Source organism: Bradyrhizobium sp. 613_E4_N2_2 (assembly GCF_052075995.1).
Classification (GTDB): domain Bacteria; phylum Pseudomonadota; class Alphaproteobacteria; order Rhizobiales; family Xanthobacteraceae; genus Bradyrhizobium; species Bradyrhizobium barranii.
Window position 1 is genome coordinate 6,511,226 of the sequence record NZ_CP197234.1, and the last position, 25,093, is coordinate 6,536,318.

General features: G+C 65.1%; 25 protein-coding genes. 16 read left to right on the forward strand and 9 right to left on the reverse strand.

Annotation, left to right across the window (positions count from 1 at the left end):
- Positions 1 to 4 precede the first annotated feature (4 nt).
- Positions 5 to 193, reverse strand: a complete 189-nt coding sequence (locus tag AB7290_RS30965; protein ID WP_014496746.1) for a hypothetical protein — start codon at positions 191 to 193, stop codon at positions 5 to 7.
- A 255-nt stretch (positions 194 to 448) separates the two neighbouring features.
- Here AB7290_RS30965 and AB7290_RS30970 point away from each other — a divergent pair, with 255 nt between their 5' ends.
- Positions 449 to 1,423 carry a DUF2336 domain-containing protein gene (locus AB7290_RS30970; RefSeq protein WP_085402710.1) on the forward strand — a complete coding sequence of 325 codons (975 nt, stop codon included), beginning with the start codon at positions 449 to 451 and terminating at the stop codon, positions 1,421 to 1,423.
- Here AB7290_RS30970 and AB7290_RS30975 read toward each other — a convergent pair.
- From AB7290_RS30975 to AB7290_RS30985, 3 genes are read right to left on the reverse strand one after another with little or no spacing between them, the layout of a single operon-like run.
- A complete protein-coding gene (locus tag AB7290_RS30975) occupies positions 1,420 to 1,764 on the reverse strand; it encodes a DUF1491 family protein (RefSeq protein ID WP_063986550.1) in 345 nt (114 codons plus the stop codon). The genes AB7290_RS30970 and AB7290_RS30975 overlap by 4 nt on opposite strands.
- Positions 1,765 to 1,821: 57 nt before the next feature.
- Positions 1,822 to 2,538: a peptidoglycan-binding domain-containing protein gene (locus tag AB7290_RS30980; protein WP_085402709.1), complete on the reverse strand. Its 717-nt coding sequence runs from the start codon at positions 2,536 to 2,538 to the stop codon at positions 1,822 to 1,824.
- Complete coding sequence (locus AB7290_RS30985) at positions 2,531 to 4,402, reverse strand: PAS domain-containing sensor histidine kinase (protein ID WP_085402708.1); 1,872 nt, start codon at positions 4,400 to 4,402, stop codon at positions 2,531 to 2,533. Before AB7290_RS30985 ends, AB7290_RS30980 begins: the two co-directional genes overlap by 8 nt.
- Positions 4,403 to 4,811: 409 nt before the next feature.
- Between AB7290_RS30985 and AB7290_RS30990 the strand changes: the two genes are divergently transcribed.
- Together AB7290_RS30990 and AB7290_RS30995 are read left to right on the forward strand one after the other, a co-directional pair.
- Positions 4,812 to 5,237, forward strand: a complete 426-nt coding sequence (locus AB7290_RS30990; protein ID WP_063984586.1) for a DUF5330 domain-containing protein — start codon at positions 4,812 to 4,814, stop codon at positions 5,235 to 5,237.
- A gap of 68 nt (positions 5,238 to 5,305) precedes the next feature.
- The gene (locus AB7290_RS30995) at positions 5,306 to 5,734 is read left to right on the forward strand and encodes a SufE family protein (protein WP_028149946.1); all 429 of its coding nucleotides are present in this window, start codon (positions 5,306 to 5,308) and stop codon (positions 5,732 to 5,734) included.
- Between the two features lie 5 nt (positions 5,735 to 5,739).
- Here AB7290_RS30995 and AB7290_RS31000 read toward each other — a convergent pair whose 3' ends face one another.
- Both AB7290_RS31000 and AB7290_RS31005 read right to left on the reverse strand, forming a co-directional pair.
- On the reverse strand, positions 5,740 to 6,156 hold the full coding sequence (locus AB7290_RS31000; protein ID WP_063984587.1) for a MucR family transcriptional regulator: 417 nt from the start codon (positions 6,154 to 6,156) through the stop codon (positions 5,740 to 5,742).
- Positions 6,157 to 6,314: 158 nt separating this feature from the next.
- Positions 6,315 to 7,172, reverse strand: coding sequence for a hypothetical protein (locus AB7290_RS31005; protein ID WP_085402707.1), 858 nt, complete (start codon positions 7,170 to 7,172; stop codon positions 6,315 to 6,317).
- A gap of 312 nt (positions 7,173 to 7,484) precedes the next feature.
- Between AB7290_RS31005 and AB7290_RS31010 the strand changes: the two genes are divergently transcribed.
- Both AB7290_RS31010 and AB7290_RS31015 read left to right on the forward strand, forming a co-directional pair.
- A complete protein-coding gene (locus tag AB7290_RS31010) occupies positions 7,485 to 9,134 on the forward strand; it encodes a glycosyltransferase family 39 protein (protein ID WP_085402706.1) in 1,650 nt (549 codons plus the stop codon).
- A 176-nt stretch (positions 9,135 to 9,310) separates the two neighbouring features.
- The gene (locus AB7290_RS31015; RefSeq protein ID WP_028153549.1) at positions 9,311 to 10,090 is read left to right on the forward strand and encodes a class II aldolase/adducin family protein; all 780 of its coding nucleotides are present in this window, start codon (positions 9,311 to 9,313) and stop codon (positions 10,088 to 10,090) included.
- A gap of 323 nt (positions 10,091 to 10,413) precedes the next feature.
- On the opposite strand, the gene AB7290_RS31020 is transcribed toward AB7290_RS31015, so the two are convergent.
- The 3 genes from AB7290_RS31020 to AB7290_RS31030 all read right to left on the reverse strand — a co-directional run bounded on the left by AB7290_RS31020 (position 10,414) and on the right by AB7290_RS31030 (position 14,976).
- Positions 10,414 to 11,808, reverse strand: a complete 1,395-nt coding sequence (locus tag AB7290_RS31020; protein WP_085402705.1) for a M20/M25/M40 family metallo-hydrolase — start codon at positions 11,806 to 11,808, stop codon at positions 10,414 to 10,416.
- 24 nt (positions 11,809 to 11,832) lie between these two features.
- Entirely contained in the window at positions 11,833 to 13,116 is a 1,284-nt protein-coding gene (locus AB7290_RS31025) for a glycosyltransferase family 87 protein (protein ID WP_201266209.1), read from the reverse strand.
- A gap of 234 nt (positions 13,117 to 13,350) precedes the next feature.
- Entirely contained in the window at positions 13,351 to 14,976 is a 1,626-nt protein-coding gene (locus AB7290_RS31030; protein WP_085402703.1) for a helicase HerA-like domain-containing protein, read from the reverse strand.
- Positions 14,977 to 15,324: 348 nt separating this feature from the next.
- Between AB7290_RS31030 and AB7290_RS31035 the strand changes: the two genes are divergently transcribed.
- The 11 genes from AB7290_RS31035 to AB7290_RS31085 all read left to right on the forward strand — a co-directional run bounded on the left by AB7290_RS31035 (position 15,325) and on the right by AB7290_RS31085 (position 24,931).
- A complete protein-coding gene (locus tag AB7290_RS31035; RefSeq protein WP_063984593.1) occupies positions 15,325 to 15,690 on the forward strand; it encodes a hypothetical protein in 366 nt (121 codons plus the stop codon).
- 24 nt (positions 15,691 to 15,714) lie between these two features.
- A complete protein-coding gene (locus tag AB7290_RS31040) occupies positions 15,715 to 16,122 on the forward strand; it encodes a DUF4332 domain-containing protein (RefSeq protein WP_071915663.1) in 408 nt (135 codons plus the stop codon).
- 231 nt (positions 16,123 to 16,353) lie between these two features.
- Positions 16,354 to 17,214, forward strand: coding sequence for a dihydropteroate synthase (gene folP, locus AB7290_RS31045; protein ID WP_085402702.1), 861 nt, complete (start codon positions 16,354 to 16,356; stop codon positions 17,212 to 17,214).
- Positions 17,211 to 17,579, forward strand: coding sequence for a dihydroneopterin aldolase (gene folB, locus AB7290_RS31050; RefSeq protein WP_008553485.1), 369 nt, complete (start codon positions 17,211 to 17,213; stop codon positions 17,577 to 17,579). The genes folP and folB overlap by 4 nt, the downstream gene beginning before the upstream one ends.
- 1 nt (position 17,580) lies before the next feature.
- Positions 17,581 to 18,072 carry a 2-amino-4-hydroxy-6-hydroxymethyldihydropteridine diphosphokinase gene (gene folK, locus AB7290_RS31055; RefSeq protein ID WP_085402701.1) on the forward strand — a complete coding sequence of 164 codons (492 nt, stop codon included), beginning with the start codon at positions 17,581 to 17,583 and terminating at the stop codon, positions 18,070 to 18,072.
- An 81-nt stretch (positions 18,073 to 18,153) separates the two neighbouring features.
- Positions 18,154 to 20,025 (forward strand): methylmalonyl-CoA mutase family protein, encoded by a 1,872-nt coding sequence (locus tag AB7290_RS31060; RefSeq protein ID WP_085402700.1) that lies wholly within the window; start codon positions 18,154 to 18,156, stop codon positions 20,023 to 20,025.
- Positions 20,022 to 20,486 carry a GFA family protein gene (locus tag AB7290_RS31065; RefSeq protein WP_085402699.1) on the forward strand — a complete coding sequence of 155 codons (465 nt, stop codon included), beginning with the start codon at positions 20,022 to 20,024 and terminating at the stop codon, positions 20,484 to 20,486. Before AB7290_RS31060 ends, AB7290_RS31065 begins: the two co-directional genes overlap by 4 nt.
- Positions 20,487 to 20,510: 24 nt before the next feature.
- Positions 20,511 to 22,667 carry a methylmalonyl-CoA mutase gene (scpA, locus tag AB7290_RS31070; RefSeq protein ID WP_085402784.1) on the forward strand — a complete coding sequence of 719 codons (2,157 nt, stop codon included), beginning with the start codon at positions 20,511 to 20,513 and terminating at the stop codon, positions 22,665 to 22,667.
- A 37-nt stretch (positions 22,668 to 22,704) separates the two neighbouring features.
- Complete coding sequence (locus AB7290_RS31075) at positions 22,705 to 23,001, forward strand: nucleotidyltransferase family protein (protein WP_085402698.1); 297 nt, start codon at positions 22,705 to 22,707, stop codon at positions 22,999 to 23,001.
- Positions 23,002 to 23,033: 32 nt separating this feature from the next.
- Positions 23,034 to 23,807 (forward strand): RsiV family protein, encoded by a 774-nt coding sequence (locus AB7290_RS31080; RefSeq protein WP_085402697.1) that lies wholly within the window; start codon positions 23,034 to 23,036, stop codon positions 23,805 to 23,807.
- Between the two features lie 131 nt (positions 23,808 to 23,938).
- On the forward strand, positions 23,939 to 24,931 hold the full coding sequence (locus tag AB7290_RS31085; RefSeq protein ID WP_085402696.1) for a tripartite tricarboxylate transporter substrate binding protein: 993 nt from the start codon (positions 23,939 to 23,941) through the stop codon (positions 24,929 to 24,931).
- Positions 24,932 to 25,093 lie beyond the last annotated feature (162 nt).

Consider the following 25,093-nt stretch of genomic DNA (forward strand, 5'->3'; position numbering starts at 1 on the left):
GACGCTAGCGGCGACGACGACGGCGCCCCGGTGCTGTGCCCTGCTCCGGCCCGCGATCGCCGCTGGTTTCTTCCGTCTGGCGCTCGATGCGGATCACGGGGAGGATCAGAATCGTTCCCGTTTCCGTACGCGGCGTGGCATCCCCCGACGAGCCTGCCCGGCGACCGGCCGGAAATTCGATAATGGTCCCCATATCAGCTCTCTATCAATTGCCGCGCGACCGAGCGCGCTGGTGCAACGTGCGTTCATTAAGATCAGTTCATGGTTAACGGGGTGTAAACGCGCCTGCCGGACCGTAACTTCACGGGCGGCCTCCCGCGTCCCGTTGCGGGACGACAACACCTGAAATGATGGGGTCGACTTCACGCCTCGTTTTCCTTAACGAGCCTTTAAAGGAACCTGCGTTAGGCTCGCGGACGAGTATCTCTTCCAGGTCGCGTATCTCTCCATGACCAAGTCGCTGTTTCCCGGATTCGACGGGCTGATGAGCCTCTCCCGTCGCGAAGGCGTTGATGTTCGCCCGACGCTGCTGCGCGTGCTGACGGACCTCTATGTCCAGGCGCCCACCCACAGCGACGACGAGCAGCGCCAGTTCATCGAGCTTGCGACGCGGCTGATCGACCAGGTCGACGATGCGACGCGCGCGGCCGTCAAGGCGAAGCTTGCGATCTATCCGCAGACGCCCGTCCCGGTCCTGCAGAAACTCGGGCTGGTCGCGACCCAGGAAGGCCGCAGGGTTCCGCTCGCGCGCGAAATTCGCAGCTCGCAGCAGGCGGCTTCGCCTGCTCGCACGCCGACCGACGCCGAGTTGCGCATGGCCGCCAACATGGCGATGCAGCCGAAGGAAGCGGCCGAGATCCACGAGATGTTCTTCCGCGCCGATGCGACCCAGCGCGCGCTGGTCCTGCACAATCTGGGGCAGACCCCGCTGAGGGCCGCGCCGCGGATTCCGACCGTGCGTGCCAAGCGCGCGATCCAGATCCTGGAGATGGCGGCAATCGCCAACGATGTCGAGAATTTCACCTACGAGCTCGGCGACAGCCTGATCCTGCCCTCGCGCGTCGCAGCGCAGATCGTCGACGATGCCGGCGGCGAAGCGCTCGCGGTCGCCGCGCGCGCGCTCGACATGCCGAGCCCGAACTTCCAGCGCATCCTCCTGTTCTTCAAGCCGGAGATCGGCACGTCGGTCGATGCGGTGTACCGGTTGTCACGGCTCTACGACCGGCTCAGCGACCGCTCCGCGCTGGTGATGCTGGCGGCCTGGCGCGGCTCGACGCTCGCAGTCACGCGCGCAAAATACCAGTCGTCGCTGCATGAGAGCGAACGCCAGCGCGCGCGTGCGGGCGCCAATCAGACCCGGCCGGGCGTGCAGCCGGGCTCCGCGCCCGCGGTGCGGACGGGCACCGACGGATCGGACCGCTAGGTCTTCGCCAATTCGAGGAAGTGACGACCTTTGCGGTCCTCGGTCTCGACGATCCAGGCGTCCGGATCGAAGCGGATTTCCTTGGTGAGGCGCTCCTCGACCGCTGGCTCAGGCATCGGCTGCGCGGCAAGTGGCACGAAGAAGCGATCGACCGGCCGGCCGTCGTCATAGACGGTCTGCGGCGCCGGTACGTACAGCATCGCGTTGCCGTCGAGCAGCGACACCTTCACGAATACCGCGCCCGCCTCCTCGGCACCGCGACGACGCACCGCCCCGAACACGCCTTCGGTCTGGCACCGGCGCAGGTAGGCGGAAACCCAAATGTTTGATTTCAAACGCATGAAGAGCACGATAGGCCAGTGCTGCAATCAGCACCAGCCTTCGCACAACAATGACGCTTATTCGACGGGGTGGCCGATCGCGGCTCCGAGCTCGCGCAGCAGGCGGTCGGAGACCTGACCCGTCACCTGCATCTTGTGCTCGCGCTCGAATTTCTGGATCGCGGACTGCGTCTCTGCGCCCATCGTGCCCGTGATCTTCAAATTGCCATAGCCGTATTCGGACAGCGCGCGCTGCACGCCGGCGATACGCCGCGCGGCCGGACTCTGCGCGACGGGAATCGGCGCCGGCGGACGCGCGATGGCGACGGATTGCGGCGGCGCCGACGTCGTTTGCTTGACCAGATTGGTCATCGGATCGCCCGCGCGCGGCGTCGATGCCGTCGCCTCGACCGGCTTCTCGGGGGCCTTCTCGGCGGCGCGCTCGACAGGCTTGGGCTCGGCGCGGAATTCCGTCGCTCTCGGCTCCAGCGGCGAGGTATCCGCGCCGACGGGGCGCGGACGCGGCAAGGGGTTCGACAGCGGCACGGACGACGGCGCGGGAAGATTGATCACGGTGCCGAACATCGGCGCCGGATGCCGGCCGGTCTGAAGGAACAGCGCATTCGCAACGATCGCGCTGACTGCGGCGACGCCGACGAGACCGGCCAGCGTGTCCTTGGGACTGTGCAGCAGGATGCGCATCGCAAGATTGCGCTCGGTCTCGACATCGATGACCGCGGCCTTGGCGCCACGGCGGCGCGGAGCGGCTTCGTCCTTGGCAGACTTCTTAGGCACTTTTCTTCACCAGAGCGGGTTGGTCGTGAGATTGGTCCTGAAGCTCCTGGCGCGGCACCGGTGTCAGCGTCGCGATCTTGCTCTCGGCCGCCATTCTATCGGACGTCTTGGCCTGCGGCGGCGTGTAGACGAGCGGCAATCTGACGGTGACGGAGGTGCCCTCGCCGAGCCTGCTTTGTACAGTCAATTCGCCGAGATGCAACGCCACCAGACTCTTGACGATCGAAAGCCCGAGACCCGTGCCTTCGTGACGGCGCTGATAAGTCTTTCCGGCCTGGAAGAACGGCGCGCCGATGCGCTTGAGATCATCCGCCGCAATGCCGACACCGGTGTCGCTGATGCGCAGCGCGAGCTGCGATCCGGACACCGCGGCCGATACGGTGACCTGACCACCGCGCTCGGTGAACTTGATGGCGTTGGCGACGAGATTGAGCACGATCTGCTTGAAGGCGCGCGGATCGCCGGTCATGACAGGCAGGTCCTGCGGCGCATCGGTGATGAGGTCGATGCCGTTCTCCCGCGCCTTCAGCGCCAGCAGATTGCAGCAATGCATCAGAGATGCGCGCGGCGCGAACGGTTCCGACGCAATCTCGAAATTGCCCGATTCCATCTTCGACATGTCGAGGATGCCGTTGACGACCGACAGCAGATGCTGGCCGGAATCGTTGATGAGCTGGGCATATTCCTTGCGCTGGGCCGCACCCAGCATCAGGGTCTGCTCCTGCGCGATCATCTCGGAGAAACCGATGATGGCGTTGAGCGGCGTGCGCAGCTCGTGGCTCATGGTGGCGAGGAAGCGCGTCTTGGCGGCATCGGCCGTTTCCGCGGCGCTGCGTGCCTGATCGAGCGCCTGCTCCGCGAGCTTGCGATCGGTAACGTCGCGCATCACGCCGACGACTTCCGCCTCGCGCGTGGCGTCACCGTCAATATCCTGGCGGCCGATATCCTGGTCGAGCGGCCGGCAGCGCATCTCGACCCAGATGAAATCGACCTGGCCACGCTCCGATCCGGCCGGCTCCCGCCGCAGTCGGAACTCGACGCTGCGCACGTCGCCGCGCGCGGCATCGGAGAGCGCGGTGAGATAGGCCGGACGATCGGCGACATGGACGCGGTCGAACAGGCCGTGGCCGAGCAGCTGCGCGACAGGCATGCCGAGCATGGCTTCCACCGCCGGCGAGATGAACTGCACCGCGCCGTTGCGCCGATGCCGCGAGATCACGTCGCTCATGTTGCGCGCCAGCAGGCGATAGCGCTCTTCCTCGCGCAACAGCAGCGCAACGCTGGTGCGCGCGAGCGATTCCGCGCCGAAGGCGAGGCCCGCGGCATAGAGCGTCGCCGAGGCGACGCCGAACGCCATCAGCACGCCGCGTTGTGCGGAGCTGGCGTCTCCGGCCGGCAGCCAGCCGAGCTGGCCGGCAAGGATCAGGACGCCGGCGCAGGACAGCGCAAGCAGGGAGGCGAAGGCCGCGACGCGGCGCGAGGCCGACAACGCGGCTTCCAGGGGAACCACGACCAGCCAGATCGCGGCGAATGATTCGATGCCGCCGGTGGTGCCGGCAACCGCCATGATCAGGCCGGCGAGCGCCAGCGACGACAGCACATGGGCGCCTTCATAGCGGCCGGTGCGCGACAGGAACCATGACAGGAGAATGGGGGCGATCAGCCACGCGAAGGCGGCGACCTCGATCGCGCTCGGCGCACCGCGCGTGGCGAGATAGACCGGGAATGCGGCAAACGCGGCCAGGCTGCCGAGCAGCCGCGGCGCCATGAAGGCACGATGGCGCGCTCGCGTCAGCGCGTCGTAACGCGCGGAGGGATGCAGCAGTGCATCGAGACAATCGCGGATGATACTCAAAACTGTCACGGGTCTCGCGCTTCGGCCCACTCGTCGAGAAGACGTGCCGGAACGCCTCCTTATCGTTGAGCCACCGTGTCAGAGCGACCTTAAACGAGTGCTAAGGCAATGCGGCCCGCCGCCGGACACTGTGTCATCGCGGAGATTTTTAAGCGATTTGACCACGTCATCATCGGGGATGGTGAACACAGGGTTTCACCAGTCCCCGCATGGTTTCGAATTGGTGGACAAGCGGCGCCGGCGGAATCACGGGGCTCCGGCGTCAATCGAAAATTTACGACGTGGCGGTTCGGGAAGATTCTTGCGCAGATTTTCCGCGAATTAAGCGGAAGGCAATCACTTGCGATTTATCGAGAGTTGCTAGGTCCGGCGCCTCGCGGGCATCGCCGCGGCGGGATCTAACATACAGGTCGATAAGATGCGCTTTCTGCTCCGCATCACATTCTGGCTCGGGCTGGTGCTGGTGCTCCTGCCGCGGGACAAGACGCCCGAATCGGAGAAGCTGCCGCAGATCGGCGCCGCCGATGCGGTGCAGGCTGCGACCGCGGCCGTCTCCGACGTGACCCAGTTCTGCAAGCGCCAGCCGGCGGCCTGCGAGGTCGGCGGCCAGGCCGCGACCATCATCGGCCAGCGCGCCCAGGACGGCGCGAAGAAGATCTACCAGATCATCAACGACAAGAAAGAGCAGCTCGAGAAGACCGACAAGAAGGCGCCCGATCATACCGGCTCGATCGCGCTGGCCGGCGAAGGCGATGCCGCCTCGGGCGAGGCGCCGCGCGACACCCTGAGCCAGGACGACCTCGCGCTGGAATGGCGCGGCCCTGCGGCGGCGCCGGCGAATTAGCGCCCAAACCCTATCGATTTCGCCTCCTCGCATCCTTATATTGGCCTGAACGGAAACATTGGGCCAGCATGACGACGATCGACGAAATCAGGGACAATTTCGAGCTTCTGGACGAGTGGGACGACCGCTACCGGTACGTCATCGAGCTCGGCCGCACCCTGGAACCGATGCCCGAATCCGAGCATTCGGCCGAGAACAAGGTGAATGGCTGCGTCAGCCAGGTCTGGCTCCAGAAGCTGGTCGATCGCGATGGCGGCGCCCCGATCCTGAAATATCGCGGCGACAGTGACGCCCACATCGTGCGCGGGCTGGTCGCGATCGTGCTCTCGCTTTACTCCGGCCGCACGCCGCAGCAGATCCTTGCGACCGACGCGATCGCGGTGTTCAACGAGTTCGGCTTTCGCGATCATCTGACGCCGCAGCGTTCCAACGGCCTGCGCTCGATGGTCGAGCGCATCAAGACCGACGCGAAAGAGGCGCTCGCGGAAGCCACCTGAAGCGGTTACTTCCGCTTCCGCTGCTGCTGTCCCAGTCCCATCTGCTTTGCCAGTTGCGAGCGCGCCACCGCGTAGTTCGGCGCGACCATGGGATAGTCGGCCGGCAGGCCCCATTTCTCGCGATATTGCTCCGGCGTCATGTTGTACTGGGTGCGCAGATGGCGCTTCAGCGACTTGAAGCGCTTGCCGTCTTCCAGACAGACCAGATAGTCCGGCGCGATCGACTTCTTCAGCGACACCGCCGGTTTGGCCGGCTCGAGCGGCGCGGTCTCGGTGCGGCCTGACGAGACGCGCACCAAGGCGCCATGCACCTGGCTGATCAGGTTCGGGATATCGGCCGCCGGCGTCGGATTGTTGCCGACATAGGCGGACACGATGCTCGCCGTTAGCTCGATGAAATTCTTAGCCCCGTTATCCGACATGGGCCCGACCTCTCCCTGACCTTGCGTCTCGCCGGATTGACGACGCCGAAGTATTTCGTGTCAACAATACATTCGGCCGAAATAAGACGACTGACGAATATGAGCTGATTACTGACGAAGTGACAAGAACGATGGCGCTCTACTTGGACGCAGCGGCCTCAGGACCGCTGGTCGAGATGGGCGCGCAGTTCGTCGATCGAGGCGAAGCGCATCATGCCTTCCGGCATCTGCGCTTCGATCGAGCCATCGGAATAGAGCGAATAGGCCATGCCGTCGACGATACCCGATTTGAGCACGGTCACGGGCGCCTGCTCGACCGGCGTCGGTTCGGGCGGAGGCGGCGGGCCGGGCTCGGTAAAGATCGACGGCGAGCGCGGCGGCGGGCGACGCCCGGCGGCCGGCGGTTCCGGTGGCCGCATACGGTCCGGCCTCGGCCAGGCATCGTCGAAGCTCGCCGGCTGACTCTCCGGGCCGGCCGGTTCCGTGGGCTCGTCATGAGGCTGCGGCGGCAAGCTCTCTGTCGCCTTCGCCTCCGCGCGCTCGCGCTCCTTGCGGGAGGACGATGCGAACAACAGGTTGCGGCGGCGCGGCGCTTCCGGAGCCGCAGGCGGTGTCGGAGCTTCCGGCTCCGGCGGCGGTTCGGCGCGCGGACGCTCGCGCGCGGCGGCCTCGCTCTGCCACGGCGGCAGACCCGCGGCCGGTGGTGGCTCGGTTTTCGTCGCCGATGCCGGGAACGGCTCGGACACTGGCACGCCAGGCACCGCGAGGCCTGGCAGCACGGGCCTGACCCGAACCTCGCCCGGCGCGGCCGATCCGGCCAACCGGCGGGCGATGCCCTTCAGTTCCACGACCACGACGTAGAGGCCGGCCAGTAACATTCCGGAGCAGACGCCAATGGTGCCGGAGATTATGAGGGTGCTGCCGAGGCTGGCCTCCCTAACGGTGAAGCCGAACAGGATCGTAAGGAGGCCCGCCAGGACGGCGAAAATCCCCACAATCAACAATGCCAAGCTCATCGAACTCACCCCTGGTCGCGCAGCCGTGCGCGACACCCGTTGCGCCACGATACCGTCATACGGTGTTCCACGCCAACGGCGAATTAGAGCCTGCGTTCCTAAAGGGAAGGATATCAGGGACTTATTCACATTCCCTTCAGCTACGGCCCGCTACTTCTAACTTGCTCTCAACTGTCTGGATTTGCTGCGTCGCATCAGGATTTTAGCCATAATGCCCAATTACTTGGTAATGGAACTGCGCTATAGGGATTCCGGGGAAGTGGCCCGCGGGCACCAGCAGGGCCAAGAGGGGATTCCGGGTCACCAATAGCCATGACATCCATCACGACTTCGGCGATCGACACGCCTCTGCGGCGCTCGGTTGAACGGACTTGCGACGATCTCGCCATGCTGGTGCTGGCTGCGGTCGCCGTCATTGCAGGCTTGACCTTCCGCGACTACGGGCTCGGCTGGGACGATTACACCCACGCTGAATATGCCGACCTGCTGCTGCGCATGTTCGGTTCCGGCTTCAGGGACACCGCGGCGCTCTCCTTCGCGAATCTCTACATGTATGGCGGCGGCTTCGACATGGTCGCGGCTCTCCTGCACAAGGTCATTCCGCTCGAGCTGTTCGAGACGCGACGCCTGCTCGGCGCCACGGTCGGCGTGATCGGGCTTGCGGTGACGTGGCGGCTCGGCCGCCGCATCGGCGGGCCCCTTGCCGGTCTTGCCGCACTCCTGCTGCTCGCGCTCTGCCCGATCTTCTATGGCCACATGTTCATGAACCCGAAGGATGCGCCCTTCGCGGTGGCCATGATCATCCTGATGCTGGGCCTCGTCCGCCTCGCCGAGGAATATCCGCAGCCGTCGCCGCGCACGATCCTGATTGTCGGCCTGGGTGCCGGCCTCTCGCTCGGCTGCCGCGTCCTCGGCGGCCTCGCGCTGGTCTACGCCATGATCGGCTTCATGCCGCTGTTCCTGGAGGAGCTGCGCACCGAAGGCGCCCGCGAAGCAGCCCGCCGCTTCGCCCATGTCGTCTACGTGCTGCTGCCCGGCCTCGTGTTCGGCTATCTCGTGATGGGCCTGATCTGGCCGTGGTCGATCATGGAGCCCGGCAATCCCTTCGAGGCCCTGACCTATTTCTCGCATTTCTTCGAGAAGCCCTGGAAGGAGATGTTCGACGGCGCGATTGTGTCCGTGCCCGACATGCCCTGGTCCTATCTGCCGACGCTGTTCGCGCTGCAGCTTCCCGAGGTCATGCTGGTGCTGATGGGCGGCGCCGTGGTCAGCACCTTCGCGATGCTGCCGCGCCGCGAGGTTCCGGCGCGCCGCAAGACCATCCTCCTGATGCTGACGCTGGCGGCGACCCTGCCGCTCGCGATCGCGATGGTGAAGCGGCCGGCGCTGTACAACGGCATCCGCCACTTCGTCTTCGTGATCCCGCCGATGGCGGTGCTCGGCGGCGTCGCCTTTGCCTGGGCCATGGAGCGCCTGCGCACCAACCACCGCACCTGGCAGCCCGTCGTGCTCGCGACCTTCTGCTTCGGCCTCGCGCTCTCGCTGGCCGAGATGATCCGGCTGCATCCCTATCAGTACACGCACTTCAACCACATCGCCGGCACCGTGCGCGGCGCCGACGACCGCTTCATGCTGGACTATTGGGGCCTTGCGCTGAAGCAGGCCTCGGACGAATTGCGCGAGCAGATCGTCGAGCGGCAGGAAGTGGCGCCGGGCAACCGCAAATGGAAGGTCGCGGTGTGCGGTCCGCAGCGCCCGGCCCAGGTCGCGCTCGGGCCCGACTTCACCATCGGCTGGGATTCCAACGCGGCCGATTTCGCGATGACGCTCGGCGAGTTCTACTGCAAGGGCCTCACTGCGCCCGTGATGGTCGAGATCAAGCGCGACGACGTGGTGTTCGCCCGCGTCTACGACATCCGCGGCCGCAGCATTTCCAGCCTGCTGTCGATCCCGGCGCCGTAAAATTCTTCTCCCTTGTAGCCCGGATGGAGCGAAGCGAAATCCGGGGACAGCGGCCCCCGCATTACGTTGCGCTCCATGCGGGCTACGCGTGGCTGCTGCGATTTGACCGCCTTGCCGCCAGCCTCACCCGCGACTACGCTCCCTCCCCGCAACAACGATGTTCGGAGAGATAAGCCATGTCGCCAGCGGAAGCGCGCCTGAAGGAAGTGCCGTCGAACATGACGGAGGCGGAGTGGCAGCAACGGGTCAATCTCGCCGCCTGCTACCGCCTCGTCTCGCTGTATGGCTGGGACGATCTGGTCGACACCCACATTTCGGCGCGCGTGCCCGGCCCCGACCATCACTTCCTCATCAACCCCTACGGGCTGATGTTCGACGAGATCACGGCATCGAGCCTCGTCAAGGTCGACCTGCACGGCAACCAGCTCTCCGAGAGCGAGTACAGCATCAACCCGGCCGGCTTCACCATCCATTCGGCGATCCACGAGGTGCGCGAGGACGCAATCTGCGTGCTGCATCTCCACACGCTCGACGGCACCGCGGTGTCGAGCAGCGCGGAAGGGCTGCTGCCGCTCAACCAGACCGCCCAGCTCGTCACCCACGACCTCGCCTATCACGACTATGAGGGCATCGCACTCGACCACGACGAGCGGCCGCGGCTGCAGAAGGACCTCGGCGACCACAACCACATGCTGCTGCGTAACCACGGCACGCTGACGGTCGGCCGCTCGGTCGCCTCCGCGTTCGAGCGCATGTACCACCTCGAGCGCGCCTGCTCGATGCAGGTGCGCACGCGCGCGCTGGGCACGCCGGTCTATCCGGTCGAGGAGATTGCGATCGAGAAGAACACCGAGCTGCTCGCCAACCGCGACCGCGCCGAGCTGCGCGCCACCAACCTGGTCTGGCCGCCGCTGCTGCGCAAGCTCGACCGCGAGCTGCCGGGCTACCGGTCTTGAGATTTTCTGGATTTCGTGTAGGGTAGGTCTCAACACCCTCTACACGTTTCGGAATGAAACGCCGCCCAATTCCGGGCGGCGTTTTTATTTGGCCCCGCCGTCATTGCGAGGAGCGAAGCGACGAAGCAATCCAGACTGTGCCCGTGGAGGGATTCTGGGTTGCTTCGCTACGCTCGCAATGACGAGGAGAGAGTCTTCGTAGGGTCGGCAAAGCGACTTGTCCGCCGTAGCTCGAAGAGCGAAGGCGGAAGCGTGCCCACCTCTTCCATCGCGATCGCGGAGAGATGGTGGGCACCGCCTTTGCCCACCCTACGGCACCGCGCCTATTTCACGTCCGCGAGCGCCGCGAGGATCCGCGCCCAGGAGCGGATACCCTTCTGGAAACTGCGGAGGTCGTATTTCTCGTTCGGCGAATGGATGTTGTCGTCGTCCAATCCGAAGCCGACCAGCAGCGAGTCGAGCCCAAGCGTCCGCTTGAAATCGGCGACGATCGGGATCGAGGCGCCCGAGCCCATCAGCACGGTCTCCTTGCCCCACTCCTCGGTCAGCGCCTTGCTGGCGGCCGCGAGCGGTTTCATGTTCCAGTCGAGCGCCACCGCGGGCGCGGCGGAGTGATCGCCGAACTCGACCTTGCAGTCGCCGGGGATACGCGCCGTCACGTAGTCGCGAAAAGCCTTGCGGATCTTCTGGGGGTCCTGCCCTTCGACCAGGCGGAACGAGACCTTGGCCGAGGCATGCGACGGGATCACCGTCTTGGAGCCTTCGCCGATATAGCCGCCCCAGATGCCGTTGACGTCGCAGGTCGGACGCGAGGAGGCCTGCTCGATCAGCAGCCGGCCCTTCTCGCCGGCGGGGATCGACAGACCGATCGGCTTGAGGAACATCTCCGGCGTGAGGTTGAGCTTCTTCCACTGCTCCAGGATATCAGGCGGCAGATCCTTCACGCCGTCATAGAAGCCGGGGATGGTGATGCGGTTGTCGTCGTCGAACAGGCCGCCCAGGATTTTCGTCAGCACCCGGATCGGGTTCATCGCGCTGCCGCCGAACACGCCGGAATGCAGATCGCGATTGGCGGCGGTGATCTTCAGCTCTTCATAGAGCAGGCCGCGCAGCGACGTCGTGATCGCGGGCGTGTTGCGGTCCCACATGCCGGTGTCGCAGACCAGCACGTAGTCCGCTTTGAATTCGTCCTTGTTGGCCTCGATGAAAGGGACAAAGTTCTTCGAGCCGACCTCCTCCTCGCCTTCGATCAGGAAGGTGATGTCGATCGGCAGCGAGCCCGTCACTTTCTTCCAGGCGCGACAAGCCTCGACGAAGGTCATGACCTGGCCCTTGTCGTCCTCGGCGCCGCGCGCGACGATGATCTTGCGGCCGTCGGCATGGTCGGTGACGACAGGCTCGAACGGCGGACGGTGCCAGAGATCGAGCGGATCGACCGGCTGCACGTCGTAATGGCCGTAGAAAATCACATGCGGCCGTCCGCCCGCCCCGGTCTTGCCGACGATGGCGGGATGGCCGGCGGTCGGGCGGACTTCAGTGGCGACACCGAGGCTCGCGATGTCCTTGGCGAGATGCTCGGCCGCAGCCTTGCAGTCGGCGGCAAAGGCCGGATCCGCAGAGATCGACTTGATCCGCAACAGCGAGAACAGACGCTCCAGGCTGTTGTCGAAATCCTTGTCAATGTGATCGAGCACCGATTGAAGCTGCGCATTGGCCATGGTCGTATTCCTGACTTGTGAGTCTCAAGAGGTACCGGGTTTTAGCGCCGCCGCCGCCTCGGAGCCAGCCGCAACCGGCGGATGCCGGATGTGCCATGCGAGGCTACCTGCAAGAATGGCGGTCGCGACAAGGTTATTGCCCCAGGCCTGGATGACATTGGGAAACCACGGCAGCGACAGCAGCATGAGGATGCCGGCAGCGCCCAGCGCGAGCCAGGTTCCCAGCCGCACGCCCGGTCGCGCGTCGAAAGCGGCGCGATGCATCAGCACCGTCATCGGGAAGAACAGCCACATGAAGTAGTATTGCCGCGCCAGCGGCGATGCCACCGTCATCAGGCAGAACAGGATGCCGAGCTCCTCCGCATCCGAGCGCGCCGTTCGCCGCGCTTGCGACGGCATCACCGCGAGGAAGCCGAGCCCGAGCAACGCCGACAACGCCAGCACGATCAAGTTCGCCGTCTTGTAGTCGACGTCGATGACATTCATCGTGCGCGGTGACTTGCTGGGATCTTCCTGATTGTAGTTGATCGGCCGGACCAGACGGTGCGTGACGGCAATGAGGGACTGGTTGACCCACGACCAGTTCTGCTCGTCGCGCTGGCCAAAGCCCTTTTCCGAGCTCGTGCCGACCATGCCCTGGTACCAGGTCTTGAGCTCGGCCGCGTTGCGCTCGAAGCCGCGGATCGGTGCCGGCACGACATAAAGAAGGATGCCGGTGAAAGCGACCGTCGCGACGGTGGCCGCCCACTTCCTGCGCCAGATCAGATAGGGCAGCACCGCGATCGGAAACACCTTGATGGCGGTAGCGAGCGCGAACAGGAAGCCCGCGAGCCAGGACCGCTGACGCTGCAACAACCAGAAGCCCCACAGCATCATCGCCAGCAGGACGAGGTTCGGCTGGCCGAGGTCGAACATGTCGAACACGAAGGTCACGGTGACGATGGCCGGCAGCGCTTCGAGCCACGGGCCGGGCCTGCGGCCCGATCCCGTCATGGCATTGGAGAAGTTGCCCGTGTACCACCATGCCACCACGTTCAGGATCGACAGCACGACATAGAGCGGGATCTTGCCGAACCAGCTCGGGATCGCCAGCAGGATCGCCGGCAGCGGTGGATAAATGAATTCGAAATACTCGCCGATCTCGTCGGGATAGAGCGATCCACCGTGCAGCACCTGCTGCCCGGCCCAGTACCACAGCCCATAATCCTTGGTCTTGCCGTGGCCGAAGATCTCGGGAACGAGCACGTCGGCGGTCAGGAGGACGCAGCAGAACAGGAAGAGCAGATCGAGCGGCGCGCGCAGCGACAAGGCTCTGTGCGGGCCGAGTTTGTCTGATAGATTCGGTGATGTCACATTATGTCCCGTCGGAAACAAATAGCACGTAGCAGACCGACGGACGCTTGGAGAACCCCCCTCACCTGAATTTATGGTGTTCGGCCTCGCCCGGCGTGCGGGGCAATCGCATCCAAATACTCGCGAGATTTCGTCATGCCCGGGCTTGACGCAGTGGAGGCTTTAGTGCCTCAAATCCGGCTTCCCTGCCTACCTTCGCAGCAGCCCGCCGAGCGCGCCTCGCACCAGGGTGCGGCCGATCGAGCCACCGAGCTGGCCGGCGACCGACTTGCCGAGATTGGCCGCCATCCCCCCGATCACCTGGTTGGTGACCGATCGCGTCACGTCGCGCGCAATGACCTGGCCCGCCGACAGGCGGCCGCGCTTGACGTTGGTGCCGAAGATGGTGCCGACCATCGAGCCGATCTGGCCGAGGATGCCGCCGCCACCTCCGTCGGCCGCACCGGCATCGGCAGTCGCAGCCGTGCCGGCAATCCGCTTCTGGATCATCTCGTAGGCGGATTCGGCATCGACAGCGGTGTCGTATTTGCCCTTCACCGGGCTCGCATCCATGATCGCCTTGCGCTCTTCCGGCGTGATCGATCCGATGCGGGCCGATGGCGGCCGGATCATGACACGCTCGACCATCGTCGGCGTGCCGTTGCCTTCGAGGAAGGACACCAGCGCCTCGCCCTTGCCGAGCTCCATGATCACCTTGGCGGTGTCGAGCTTCGGGTTGGGCCGGAAGGTCTGGGCCGCGGCGGCGACCGCCTTCTGGTCGCGCGGGGTGAAGGCACGCAGCGCATGCTGGACACGGTTGCCCAATTGCCCGAGCACACGGTCGGGCACGTCGACGGGGTTTTGCGTCACGAAATAGACGCCGACGCCCTTGGATCGGATCAAACGCACCACCTGCTCGATCTTGTCCATCAGCGCCTTCGGCGCGTCGTTGAACAACAGATGTGCCTCGTCGAAGAAGAACACCAGCTTCGGCTTCGGCAGGTCGCCGGCCTCGGGCAGCTCCTCGAACAATTCTGACAGCATCCACAGCAGGAATGTCGCGTAAAGCCGTGGACTCTGCAGCAGCTTGTCGGCAACAAGGATGTTGACCATGCCGCGGCCGTCGCGGTCGGTCTTCAGGAAGTCCTTCAGCGTCAGCGCCGGCTCGCCGAAGAATTTGGTGCCGCCCTGGTTTTCCAGCACCAGAAGCTGGCGCTGGATGGTGCCGACGGTGGCCTTGGTGACGTTGCCAAAACCCTGAGCCTCCTTCTTGATGTCGGCAAGCGGGCCTTCCTCGGCGTCCGCCCCCTTCTTGCCGGCATCCGGCACGATGGCATCGAGCAGCGCGCGCAGATCCTTCATGTCGATGAGGGTCAGCCCGTTGTCGTCGGCGACGCGGAAGGCGACGTTGAGCACGCCTTCCTGCACGTCGTTCAGGTCGAGCATGCGCGCAAGCAGAAGCGGCCCCATCTCCGTGACGGTCGCCCGCACCGGATGGCCCTGTTCGCCGAACACGTCCCAGAACACTGTCGAGAACTGGTCGGGCTGGAACGTCAGCCCCATCTCGGTGGCACGCTTGACAATGAAATCCCTGGCCTCGCCGACCTCGGAGATGCCGGAGAGGTCGCCTTTGATGTCGGATGCGAAGACCGGAACGCCGGCGCGCGCAAATCCTTCCGCCATGACTTGCAGCGATACCGTCTTACCGGTCCCGGTTGCACCCGTGACGAGGCCGTGGCGATTGGCAAGCGCCAGCGTCAGCCATGCCTGCTCGTCTCCCTTGCCGACGAAGATCTTGTCGTCGGTGTCGCCGAGCTTGCTGTCCTGTGCGGTCATGCTTCTCTCTGATCTCTCTGCCGTGTTTCGCCTATTGAAACTCGAATGCACCTGCTCCGTAGTTTAACGCATGTCGCGTGCGGATTAAAACCGTTCAACGCGCCCCGAGCATGCGACATTGTCGGAAACATACCGCCGACATCAGCCGAAAGTAGGAATGACGCGTTCGCACCGCGGCAATTTTTCGCTGAATCCATCTCCGCTCTTGCATCGTTGCAACACTTTTCGCGCCTTCGAGAGTGAATCGGAACCTTGCGTACGTTCATCGCTTGTATTTCACATCGCTCCGGATCAAGATCATTTCGGAAGCAATACTCGGGCATGCAAACCGGCTGAGGGGCGGGCCTTATGGACGAGCTGATCGGGCGGCTGGCGTCGAACGCCAGCATAGATGGTGCTGTGGCTGAAAAGACCGTCGGCATTATCCTGGGCTTCCTCCGCAGCGAAGGTCCTTCCGAGAACGTCGAAGCGCTGATCGATCAGATTCCCGGTGCAGAAGCGGCGATAGAAGCGTCCAGGAGCGGCGGCGGACTGTCGCGGCTGATGGGCGGCGGCCTGATGGCCGTCGGCACGCGCCTGATGGGCCTGGGACTTGGCATGTCCGAGATTCAGAACGTTGCCCGTGAACTTTTCCGCTACGGCCGAGACAAAATCGGAGCGGATCAGATGGGCAAGATCATCGCGGGGACGCCGGGCCTCAGCCAGTTCGCCTGAGCGACGCTTTTCATATCGAGTATCATGACATATCCGATCTCCGAGATTGAGGGCCTGCCAGCCTTTGCCGCCAACAAATTGAAGGCGCAAGGAATCCGCACGACCGACGCGCTGCTCGAGGCGGCCTCGACCGTGAAGGGTCGCAAGGCGCTCGCCGCCAAGACCGGCATCAGCGAGCAGCAGTTGCTGGAATGGGCCAACGTCTCCGACTACATGCGCATTCCCGGGATGGGCCGGGCCAAGGTCGGCCTCGTCCGCGCCGCCGGCGTCACCACCGTGCGCGAGCTCGCCTATCGGAATCCGGCACGGCTGGCCCAGAGCATGCGGGAAGCCAACGTGAAGAAGAAGCTCGTCCGCATCCTGCCCTCGGAAAAATCGGTCGGCGACATCATCGCCAAGGCGAAGAAGCTGCCGCCGAAGATTACGTATTAGGGCATCTCCCTCGGCATACGACCTGCCGCGTTAGCTCTCGGTGTCATACCCCGCGAAGGCGGGGTATCCAGTACGCAGCGGCTCCTCCATATCACCGCACGGCCTCGGAATACTGGATTGCCCGCTTTCGCGGGCGATGACAGCGGAGGCGATCGATGCTCCGCGAACACATCGACATTCGCCCCCAATCCCACCTTGAATCCCCCCTCCCCGACCGCTAAAGCGGGCCGCATGAATGCCTCGCCCTCCCCATCCGTCCCGCCGGCCGGCTCGGCCGGGCCCGACGTGCTGCGGACGCTGCTGGAGCGGCCGATTCCGGCAGTGATGGGCGTGCTCAACGTCACCCCGGATTCCTTCTCCGATGGCGGTGAGTTCATCGCGCCCGAGCTGGCGCTTGCGCGGGTGCGGGCGATGATCGAGGCCGGCGTCGACATCATCGACATCGGTGCCGAGTCCACCCGGCCCTACACGGGCGCCCGGCCGGTGACGGCGGCGGACGAGCTGGCCCGGCTGAAGCCGGTGCTGTCAGGCGTGGTGGCGTTGGGCGTTCCCGTGTCGATCGACAGCATGAAGGCTGAGGTGGTGGCCTTTGCGCTCGACCAGGGCGCTGCGATCGCCAACGACGTCTGGGGCCTGCAGCGCGACACTGGCATGGCACAGCTTATCGCCGCGCGCGGCGTCCCCGTCATCGTCATGCACAACCGCGAGGCCGTCGATTCCGCCATCGACATCGTCGCGGACATGAAAGCGTTCTTCCTGCGCTCGCTCGATATCGCCGCCAAGGCCGGCATCGCGCGCGACAAGATTGTGCTCGATCCCGGCATCGGCTTCGGCAAGACGGCCGAGCAGAGCATGACCGCGCTGGCGCGGCTGCGCGAATTCGACACGTTCGGCCTGCCGATCCTGGTCGGCGCTTCGCGCAAGCGCTTCATCGCCTCGGTGTCGCCCTCGGAGCCGAAGGAACGGCTCGCCGGCTCGATCGCCGCGCATCTGATCGCCGCACAGCACGGCGCCAAGATCATCCGCACCCATGACGTCGCCGAGACCTTGCAGGCCCTGCGGGTCGCGAATGCAATCGAGAGCAAGCAATGACCGATACGATCTTCGTCACCGGCCTGTCGATCCACGCCCGCCACGGCGTGATGGATCACGAGACCGAAGTCGGCCAGCGCTTCGTCATCGATCTCGAGCTCTATACCGATTTGTCGGAGCCGTCGCGTAGCGACCGGCTCGCCGACACCGTGTCCTACGCCGAAGTCGTGGCGACCACGACGGCGGCGTTCAAGAATACAAATTACAAGCTGCTGGAGCGAGCGGCCGGCGCGGTCGCCGATGCCATCCTGTCGCACTTCCCGCGCATCCGCGCCGTGAAGATCACCGTGCACAAGCCGCATGCGCCGATCGCCGCAATCTTCGACGACGTCGGCATCATGCTGACGCGCTCGCGGCATCCGTAAGATGGCGAGCGTGCTGATCGCACTCGGCGGCAATGTCGGCGATGTCCGCGCGACGTTCCGGAAGGCGATCTCGCACATCTGCGGCATGGCGCAAGCTGCGCTGATCGCGCGCTCCTCGGACTATGCGACGCCGCCCTGGGGTGACGAGGACCAGGATCCCTTCATCAATGCCTGCGTCGAGATCGAAACCAGCCTCGATCCGCATGCGCTCTTGTTCGTGATGCATAAGGTCGAGCAGAAATTCGGCCGCACACGGAACAAGGAGAGGCAATGGGGCCCGCGCACGCTCGATCTCGACATGATCGCCTATGACGATGTCAGCTTGCAGAAACCCGACCTGACCTTGCCGCATCCGCGCTTGTTCGAGCGCGCCTTCGTGCTGGTGCCGCTGGCCGAAATCGCGCCCGACCGCGTGATCTCAGGCATTCGTGTGCGTGACGGGCTTGCCAGCGCCTCGACGCAAGGCATTGAGCGGCTTCCGGATACCGGTTAACCAAAAACAACCGTTTGCAGCGACGGCCGGCCGTGGCAATTTCGCCCGCGAACAACAAGATTTTTGGGAGCCCTTGGCCGTATGACCTCCGTGACTGACGACCTGCCGCTGGCGGCGGATTTCCCCAAGGCCACGGTCAACGACTGGCGCAAGCTGGTCGACGGCGTGCTGAAGGGCGCGCCGTTCGAGAAGCTGGTCGGCAAGACTTATGACGGCCTCAAGATCGACCCTCTCTATCCGCGCGCCCGGGGCGTTGCGCCCGTGGTGGGACGGCCTGCCGCCGCGCCGTGGCAGATCATGCAGCGGATCGACCATCCCGATGCGGCGCTCGCGAATGCGCAGGCGCTGACCGATCTCGAAAATGGCGCGACGGGGCTCGCGCTGGTGTTCGCCGGCGGCAGTGGCGCTCACGGGTTCGGGCTGGAACCTTCGGCCGATGCGGTCGCCAAGGTTTTCAAGGATATTCATCTCGATGCCGGCATCGGCATCGAGCTCCAGATCGGTCCGCAATCGCGGATGGCGGCGATCCATGTCGCGGAATATGTGAAGAGCAACGGCCTCGATCCCGCCGCCTGCAACATCCGCTTCGGGCTCGATCCGCTTGCGGCCGGCGCGGTGTGGGGTCACAGCCCCTACACATGGGACGAGATCGTTCCGGCCGTCACTGGCGCCATCAAGGGGCTCGCCGCGCTCGGCTTCAAGGGACCGTTCGCGTCCGCCGACGGGCGCGTGATCCACGATGCCGGCGGCTCCGAGGTGCAGGAGCTCGCGTTCGTGCTGGCCTGCGGCGTCGCCTATCTGCGCGCGATCGAGGGCGCCGGCGTTCCACTGGAGCAGGCGCAGGACATGATCTATGCGCGGCTCTCTGCGGATGCCGACCAGTTTTTGACCATGGCAAAATTCCGCGCACTGCGGCTGCTGTGGGCGCGCATCGAGACGGCGTGCGGGCTGACGCCGAAGCCGCTGTTCATTGCCGCCGATACGGCCTGGCGCATGCTGACCCAGCGTGACCCTTACGTGAACATGCTGCGCGCGACCATCGCGACATTCGCGGCCGGGCTCGCCGGCGCCAATGCGATCACCGTGCTGCCGCATACGCTGGCGCTCGGGCTACCTGATCCATTCGCGCGGCGCGTGGCGCGCAATACGCAAGCCCTGCTTCTGGAAGAAAGCAACCTCGCCAAGGTCAGCGATCCCGCCGCCGGCGCGGGCGGCATCGAGACATTGACGGCGCAGCTTTGCGACGCCGCCTGGGCGCTGTTCCAGGACAGCGAGAAAGCCGGCGGCGCCTTCGCCGCGCTTCAGCAAGGCCTGTTCCAAAGCAAGGTCGCGGCCGCGCGAAAGGCCCGCGACGCCAACATCGCAAAGCGCCGCGACGTGCTGACAGGCGCCAGCGAGTTTCCCAACCTGCATGAGCGCGAGACGGCGGTGCTGACGGCGACGCCGGTCAAGCTCGCTCCCTACGGCGAGCAGAAATACAAGTTCGATGCGCTGCCGCCGATCCGGCTGGCGGAACCGTTCGAGGCGTTGCGCGACAAATCCGATGCGGCGCTGAAGGCGCGCGGTGCGCGGCCAAAGGTGTTTCTGGCCAATCTCGGCACGCCCGCCGATTTCACGGCGCGGGCGACCTTTGCCAAGAGCTTGTTCGAGGCCGGCGGCATCCAGGCCGTCGACAGCGAGGGCTTTGCCGATCCGGCCAAATTGGCCGCCGCATTCAAGGCCTCCGGCGCCGAGCTCGCCTGTCTTTGTTCCAGCGACAAGGTCTATCCGGAACACGCCGACGCCGCGGCGAAGGCCCTGCAAACGGCGGGCGCGCGACATATCTATCTGGCAGGCCGTCCGACCGATGCCGAGGCGGCACTCCGTGCGGCCGGCGTCACGGGTTTTGTCTTCGCCGGAGGCGATGCGCTTGCGACACTGCAAGACGCCTACCGACGGATGGAGCAGGCATGAGCGAGGCGGGCAAACCAGTTTTCACCGGCGGTTGCCAATGCGGCGCGGTGCGCTTTGCGATTTCGGCAACCCCCAACAGGGTTTCGATCTGCCATTGCCGTATGTGCCAGAAGGCGAGCGGCGCGCCGTTCGCGTCCTTCGCCGACATCAACCGGACGGACTTCGCCTGGAGCAAGGGGCAGCCGGCGTTCTTCCGCTCCTCCTCGATCGCTGATCGCGGCTATTGCGCCGCCTGCGGCACGCCGCTGAGCTTTGGCCGCATCGACGGCGACCGGATCGAGATCATGACCGGCGCCTTTGACCGCCCCGACCAGCTGGTGCCGACGCGCCAATACGGATCCGAATCCCGGCTCGGCTGGGTGGTCGGAATCTCCAATTTGCCGAGCCAGACCACGCAACAGAATTACGGACCGGAGAAGATGGCGACCATCGTCAGCCATCAGCATCCGGATCATGATTGAGCGTCTAATGATATGGTTGAAACCATGAGCCGCATTCCTGATTTCGCCGACGTCGCCTTCGAGCGCATCGCTACCGCCGCGCCGTCAGGCAGCGCCGAGCCGTGGCTGACGCCCGAGGGCATTCTGGTGAAGCCCGCCTATGGCGAGGCCGATCTCGCCGGGCTCGATTTCCTCGAGACCTATCCGGGCATCGCGCCGTACCTGCGCGGCCCCTACCCGACCATGTATGTCAATCAGCCCTGGACCGTCCGGCAATATGCCGGCTTCTCCACGGCGGAGGATTCCAACGCATTCTACCGCCGCAACCTCGCGGCCGGACAGAAGGGCCTCTCGGTCGCCTTCGACCTCGCCACCCATCGCGGCTATGACAGCGACCATCCGCGCGTCGGCGGCGACGTCGGCATGGCCGGTGTTGCCATCGATTCCATCTACGACATGCGCACGCTGTTCGCAGGCATTCCGCTCGACCAGATGAGCGTGTCGATGACCATGAACGGCGCGGTGCTGCCGATCCTCGCGCTCTATGTCGCCGCCGCCGGCGAACAGGGCGTGCCGCCGGAAAAGCTCTCGGGCACCATTCAGAACGACATTCTGAAAGAGTTCATGGTGCGCAACACCTATATCTATCCGCCCGCGCCCTCGATGCGGATCATTTCGGACATCTTCGCCTATACCTCCACGAAGATGCCGAAATACAATTCGATCTCGATCTCCGGCTATCACATGCAGGAGGCCGGCGCGACGCAGGACCTCGAGCTCGCCTATACGCTCGCCGACGGCGTCGAATATCTGCGCGCCGGTCTTGCCGCGGGCCTCGACGTCGACCGCTTCGCGCCGCGCCTGTCGTTCTTCTGGGCGATCGGCATGAACTTCTTCATGGAAGTCGCCAAGATGCGCGCCGCGCGCCTGCTCTGGGCGAAGCTGCTGAAGCCCTTTAACCCGAAAGACCCGCGCTCGCTGTCGCTGCGCACGCATTGCCAGACTTCGGGCTGGTCTTTGACCGCACAGGACGTGTTCAACAATGTGATGCGCACGACGGTGGAGGCGATGGCGGCCACCCAGGGCCACACCCAGTCGCTGCACACCAACGCGCTCGACGAGGCCTTAGCGCTGCCGACCGACTTCTCGGCCCGCATCGCCCGCAACACCCAGCTGTTCCTGCAGCAGGAGAGCGGCACCACCCGCATCATCGATCCCTGGGGCGGCTCGTATTATGTCGAGCGGCTGACGCGCGACCTCGCGGCGAAGGCCTGGAGCCACATCCAGGAGGTCGAGGAGCTCGGCGGCATGGCCAAGGCGATCGAGGCCGGCGTGCCCAAGCTGCGCATCGAGGAGGCCTCGGCCAAGACGCAAGCCCGGATCGATGCCGGCAAGCAGGCGGTGATCGGCGTCAACAAGTACAAGCCGACGGATGAGGCTCCCATCGACATCCTCAAGGTCGACAACACCAATGTCCGCCGCCTCCAGATCGACAAGCTGACGCGGCTGAAATCCGAGCGCAACCAGACCGACGTCGACGCGGCGCTTGCCGCGCTGACGCGCTCGGCCGGCGAAGGCAACGGCAATCTGCTCGCGCTCGCGATCGACGCAGCACGGGCGAAGGCGACCGTCGGCGAAATCTCGGACGCGATGGAAAAGGTGTTCGGCCGGCACCGCGCCGAGATCAGGTCCATCACCGGCGTCTACAAGCGGGAGGCGTCCAGCATGGGTAACCAGGTCGAGAAGGTTCAGGCGCTGATCGACGCCTTCGAGGAGGCGGAAGGCCGCCGGCCGCGCATCCTGGTCGCCAAGATCGGCCAGGATGGCCACGACCGCGGCCAGAAGGTGATTGCCTCGGCCTTCGCCGACATCGGCTTCGACGTCGACATCGGGCCGCTGTTTGCAACTGCCGATGAAGCTGCGCGGCAGGCGGTCGAGAACGACGTGCACATCCTCGGCGTCTCCTCGCTCGCCGCCGCCCATCTCACCGCAGTGCCTGAACTCAAGGCCGCGCTGAAGAAACAGGGCCGCGACGACATCATGATCATCATCGGCGGCGTGGTGCCGCCGCAGGATTACGACGCGCTCTATGCGGCCGGCGCCGAAGCCATCTTCCCGCCGGGCACGGTGATCGCGGAAGCCGCCGAGGAGCTGATCCGCAAGCTGAATGCCCGGCTCGGGCATAGCGAGGCGGCGGAGTAGATGGTACGCTGGCCGTATCACCGGCCGGATTGTCTCCATGACACGTGATGAGGTCATCGCTGCGATACGCCAGAACGCTGATGCCATCAAAGCCAAGGGCGTCTCGAAGCTCGCCATCCTCGGCACGCGGGACGGCGACGATTATCACCCGCACAGCGACATCGATGTCCTGGTCGAGGTCGAACCGGAGGCCTCTTTCTCGCTGCTCAACCTGATCGACGTCGAGCAGATCATCGAGGATGCGACCGGCTTGCAGGCGCAGGCGACTGTCCGGCGCTCCGCCTCCCCCCACTCTGCGCAGCAGATCGCAGACCACATCCTCGAAATATTCTGACGCTCACGTAAGGAGCACTCCCATTGAAGTTCATGATCGGTTTGAGCGTCGCCATGGCGCTTAGCGCAACGTGCGTGATCTCCGCCCTCGCCGCGGACCCCAAGCCCGACGCCATCATCAAGACCAAGAGCATCGACGCCCGCGTCTTCCTCGACGACAGGATCAAGGCGGATGCGGCGCTCGCGGCGGATTGCCTGGCCGAAGGCAGGAAGTGGCTCGACAAGAACGCGGCCGAGGCCGCCGCCTCGCGCAAGGAAGATCCGCAGTTCTTCAAGGACGGCGGCTGGGATTTCGAGCGCAAATATGCGATCCGCTCCGTTGTTGCAGATCGCTATGTCAGCGTCCTGCGCAACGACTACATGGACACTCATGGCGCCCATCCCAACTCGGACGTGAACACGATCCTGTGGGACAAGAGCGAGGGCAAGCGCATCTCGATCCGCCCGTTCTTCACCGAGACCACCGACAACGGGGCAACTATGAAGGCGATGGTGAAGGCCGTGATCGCTTCGCTGAGAGTCGAGAAGAAGAAGCGCGACACCAGCGAGACCGCGACCGACGAGTGGTTCAAGAGCGTCGAGCCGAGCCTGCTCAAGATCGGCGCGGTGACGCTCGCGCCGTCAACCGAAACGGGCAAGAGTTCCGGGCTCACCTTCCACTATCCGCCTTACGCGGTCGGCCCCTACGCCGAGGGCGAATATGTCGCCTTCGTGACGTGGGAAACGCTGAAGACCTATCTCACGGCGGAAGGCATGCGTATCTTCGGCGGTGCGCGACCGAAGGGCGACGCGGCGGAGCCGCAGTGATGATGTTTTGAGCAGCGACACATTGCTCACAACGCTGTGGTAGCGCTACCTTGCCGCGGCGCCGCAAAGCCGACTAGAATGCCTTCATTGACAAGAGCGCCCGGTGTCACGGGCGCCGCTGGGAGGCATTGATGTCCAAGATTTCGCGCCGCACTTTTGCGGCCTCTTCCGCCGCGATTGCCGCATCCGCCGCATTCGGTCTCACACCCGCACGCGCACAGGCGTATCCGGCCCGGCCGGTCACCGTGATCGTGCCCTGGAGCGCCGGTGGCGGCACCGACGCGACTGCGCGCATTGTCGCAGCCCTCCTGGAAAAGGATCTCGGCCAGCCCTTCAACGTCGTCAACCGCACCGGCGGTTCAGGCGTGGTCGGCCATAGCGCGATCGCGACCGCGCAGCCGGACGGCTACACGATCGGCATGCTCACCGTCGAAATCTCGATGATGCACTGGCAGGGCCTCACCGAGCTGACGCCGAAGAGCTACACGCCGCTGGCGCTGATGAACGAGGACCCGCCCGGCATCCAGGTCTCCTCCTCCTCGCCCTACAAGACCGTCAAGGAGCTCGCCGAAGCCATCAAGGCGGCGCCTCCCGGCAAGTTCAAGGCGTCGGGCACCGGTCAGGGCGGCATCTGGCATCTCGCGCTGGTCGGCTGGATGCAGGCGATGGGCCTGCCCGCCAACCAGGTCGCCTGGGTGCCGTCGAATGGCGCTGCGCCCGCGATGCAGGATCTCGCCGCCGGCGGCCTCGACCTCACGACGTGCTCGGTGCCGGAGGCGCGCGCCATCATCGAGGCGGGCAAGGCAAGGAGCCTTGCCATCATGGCGCCGGCGCGCAACCCGATCTTCAAGGACGTGCCGACGCTGAAGGAGGCGATGGGCATCGACTACGCAACCGGCGCCTGGCGCGGCATCGGCGCACCGAAGAACCTGCCGCCGGAGATCGCAACGAAGCTCACCGCAGCGCTGAAGAAGGTCTACGACTCCGCCGAGTTCAAGGACTTCATGAGCAACCGCGGCTTCGGTACGGTGTGGGGCGATGCCGGTCAGTTCGCAAGCTTCATGGACAAGGGCGACGCCCAGATGGGCGAGGCGATGAAGGCCGCCGGCCTGAGCAAGGCGTGATCCGGACCTGCGATGCTCTGATCGCCTCCCCCCGCTTGCGGGGAGAGGCCGGAATTCGCGCGAAGCGCGGGTTTCGGGTGAGGGGGACTCTCTACGAGTCCAATTCTCACCTCCCCCGCGGAGAGCCCCCCTCACCCCAACCCTCTCCCCGCGCGCGGGGAG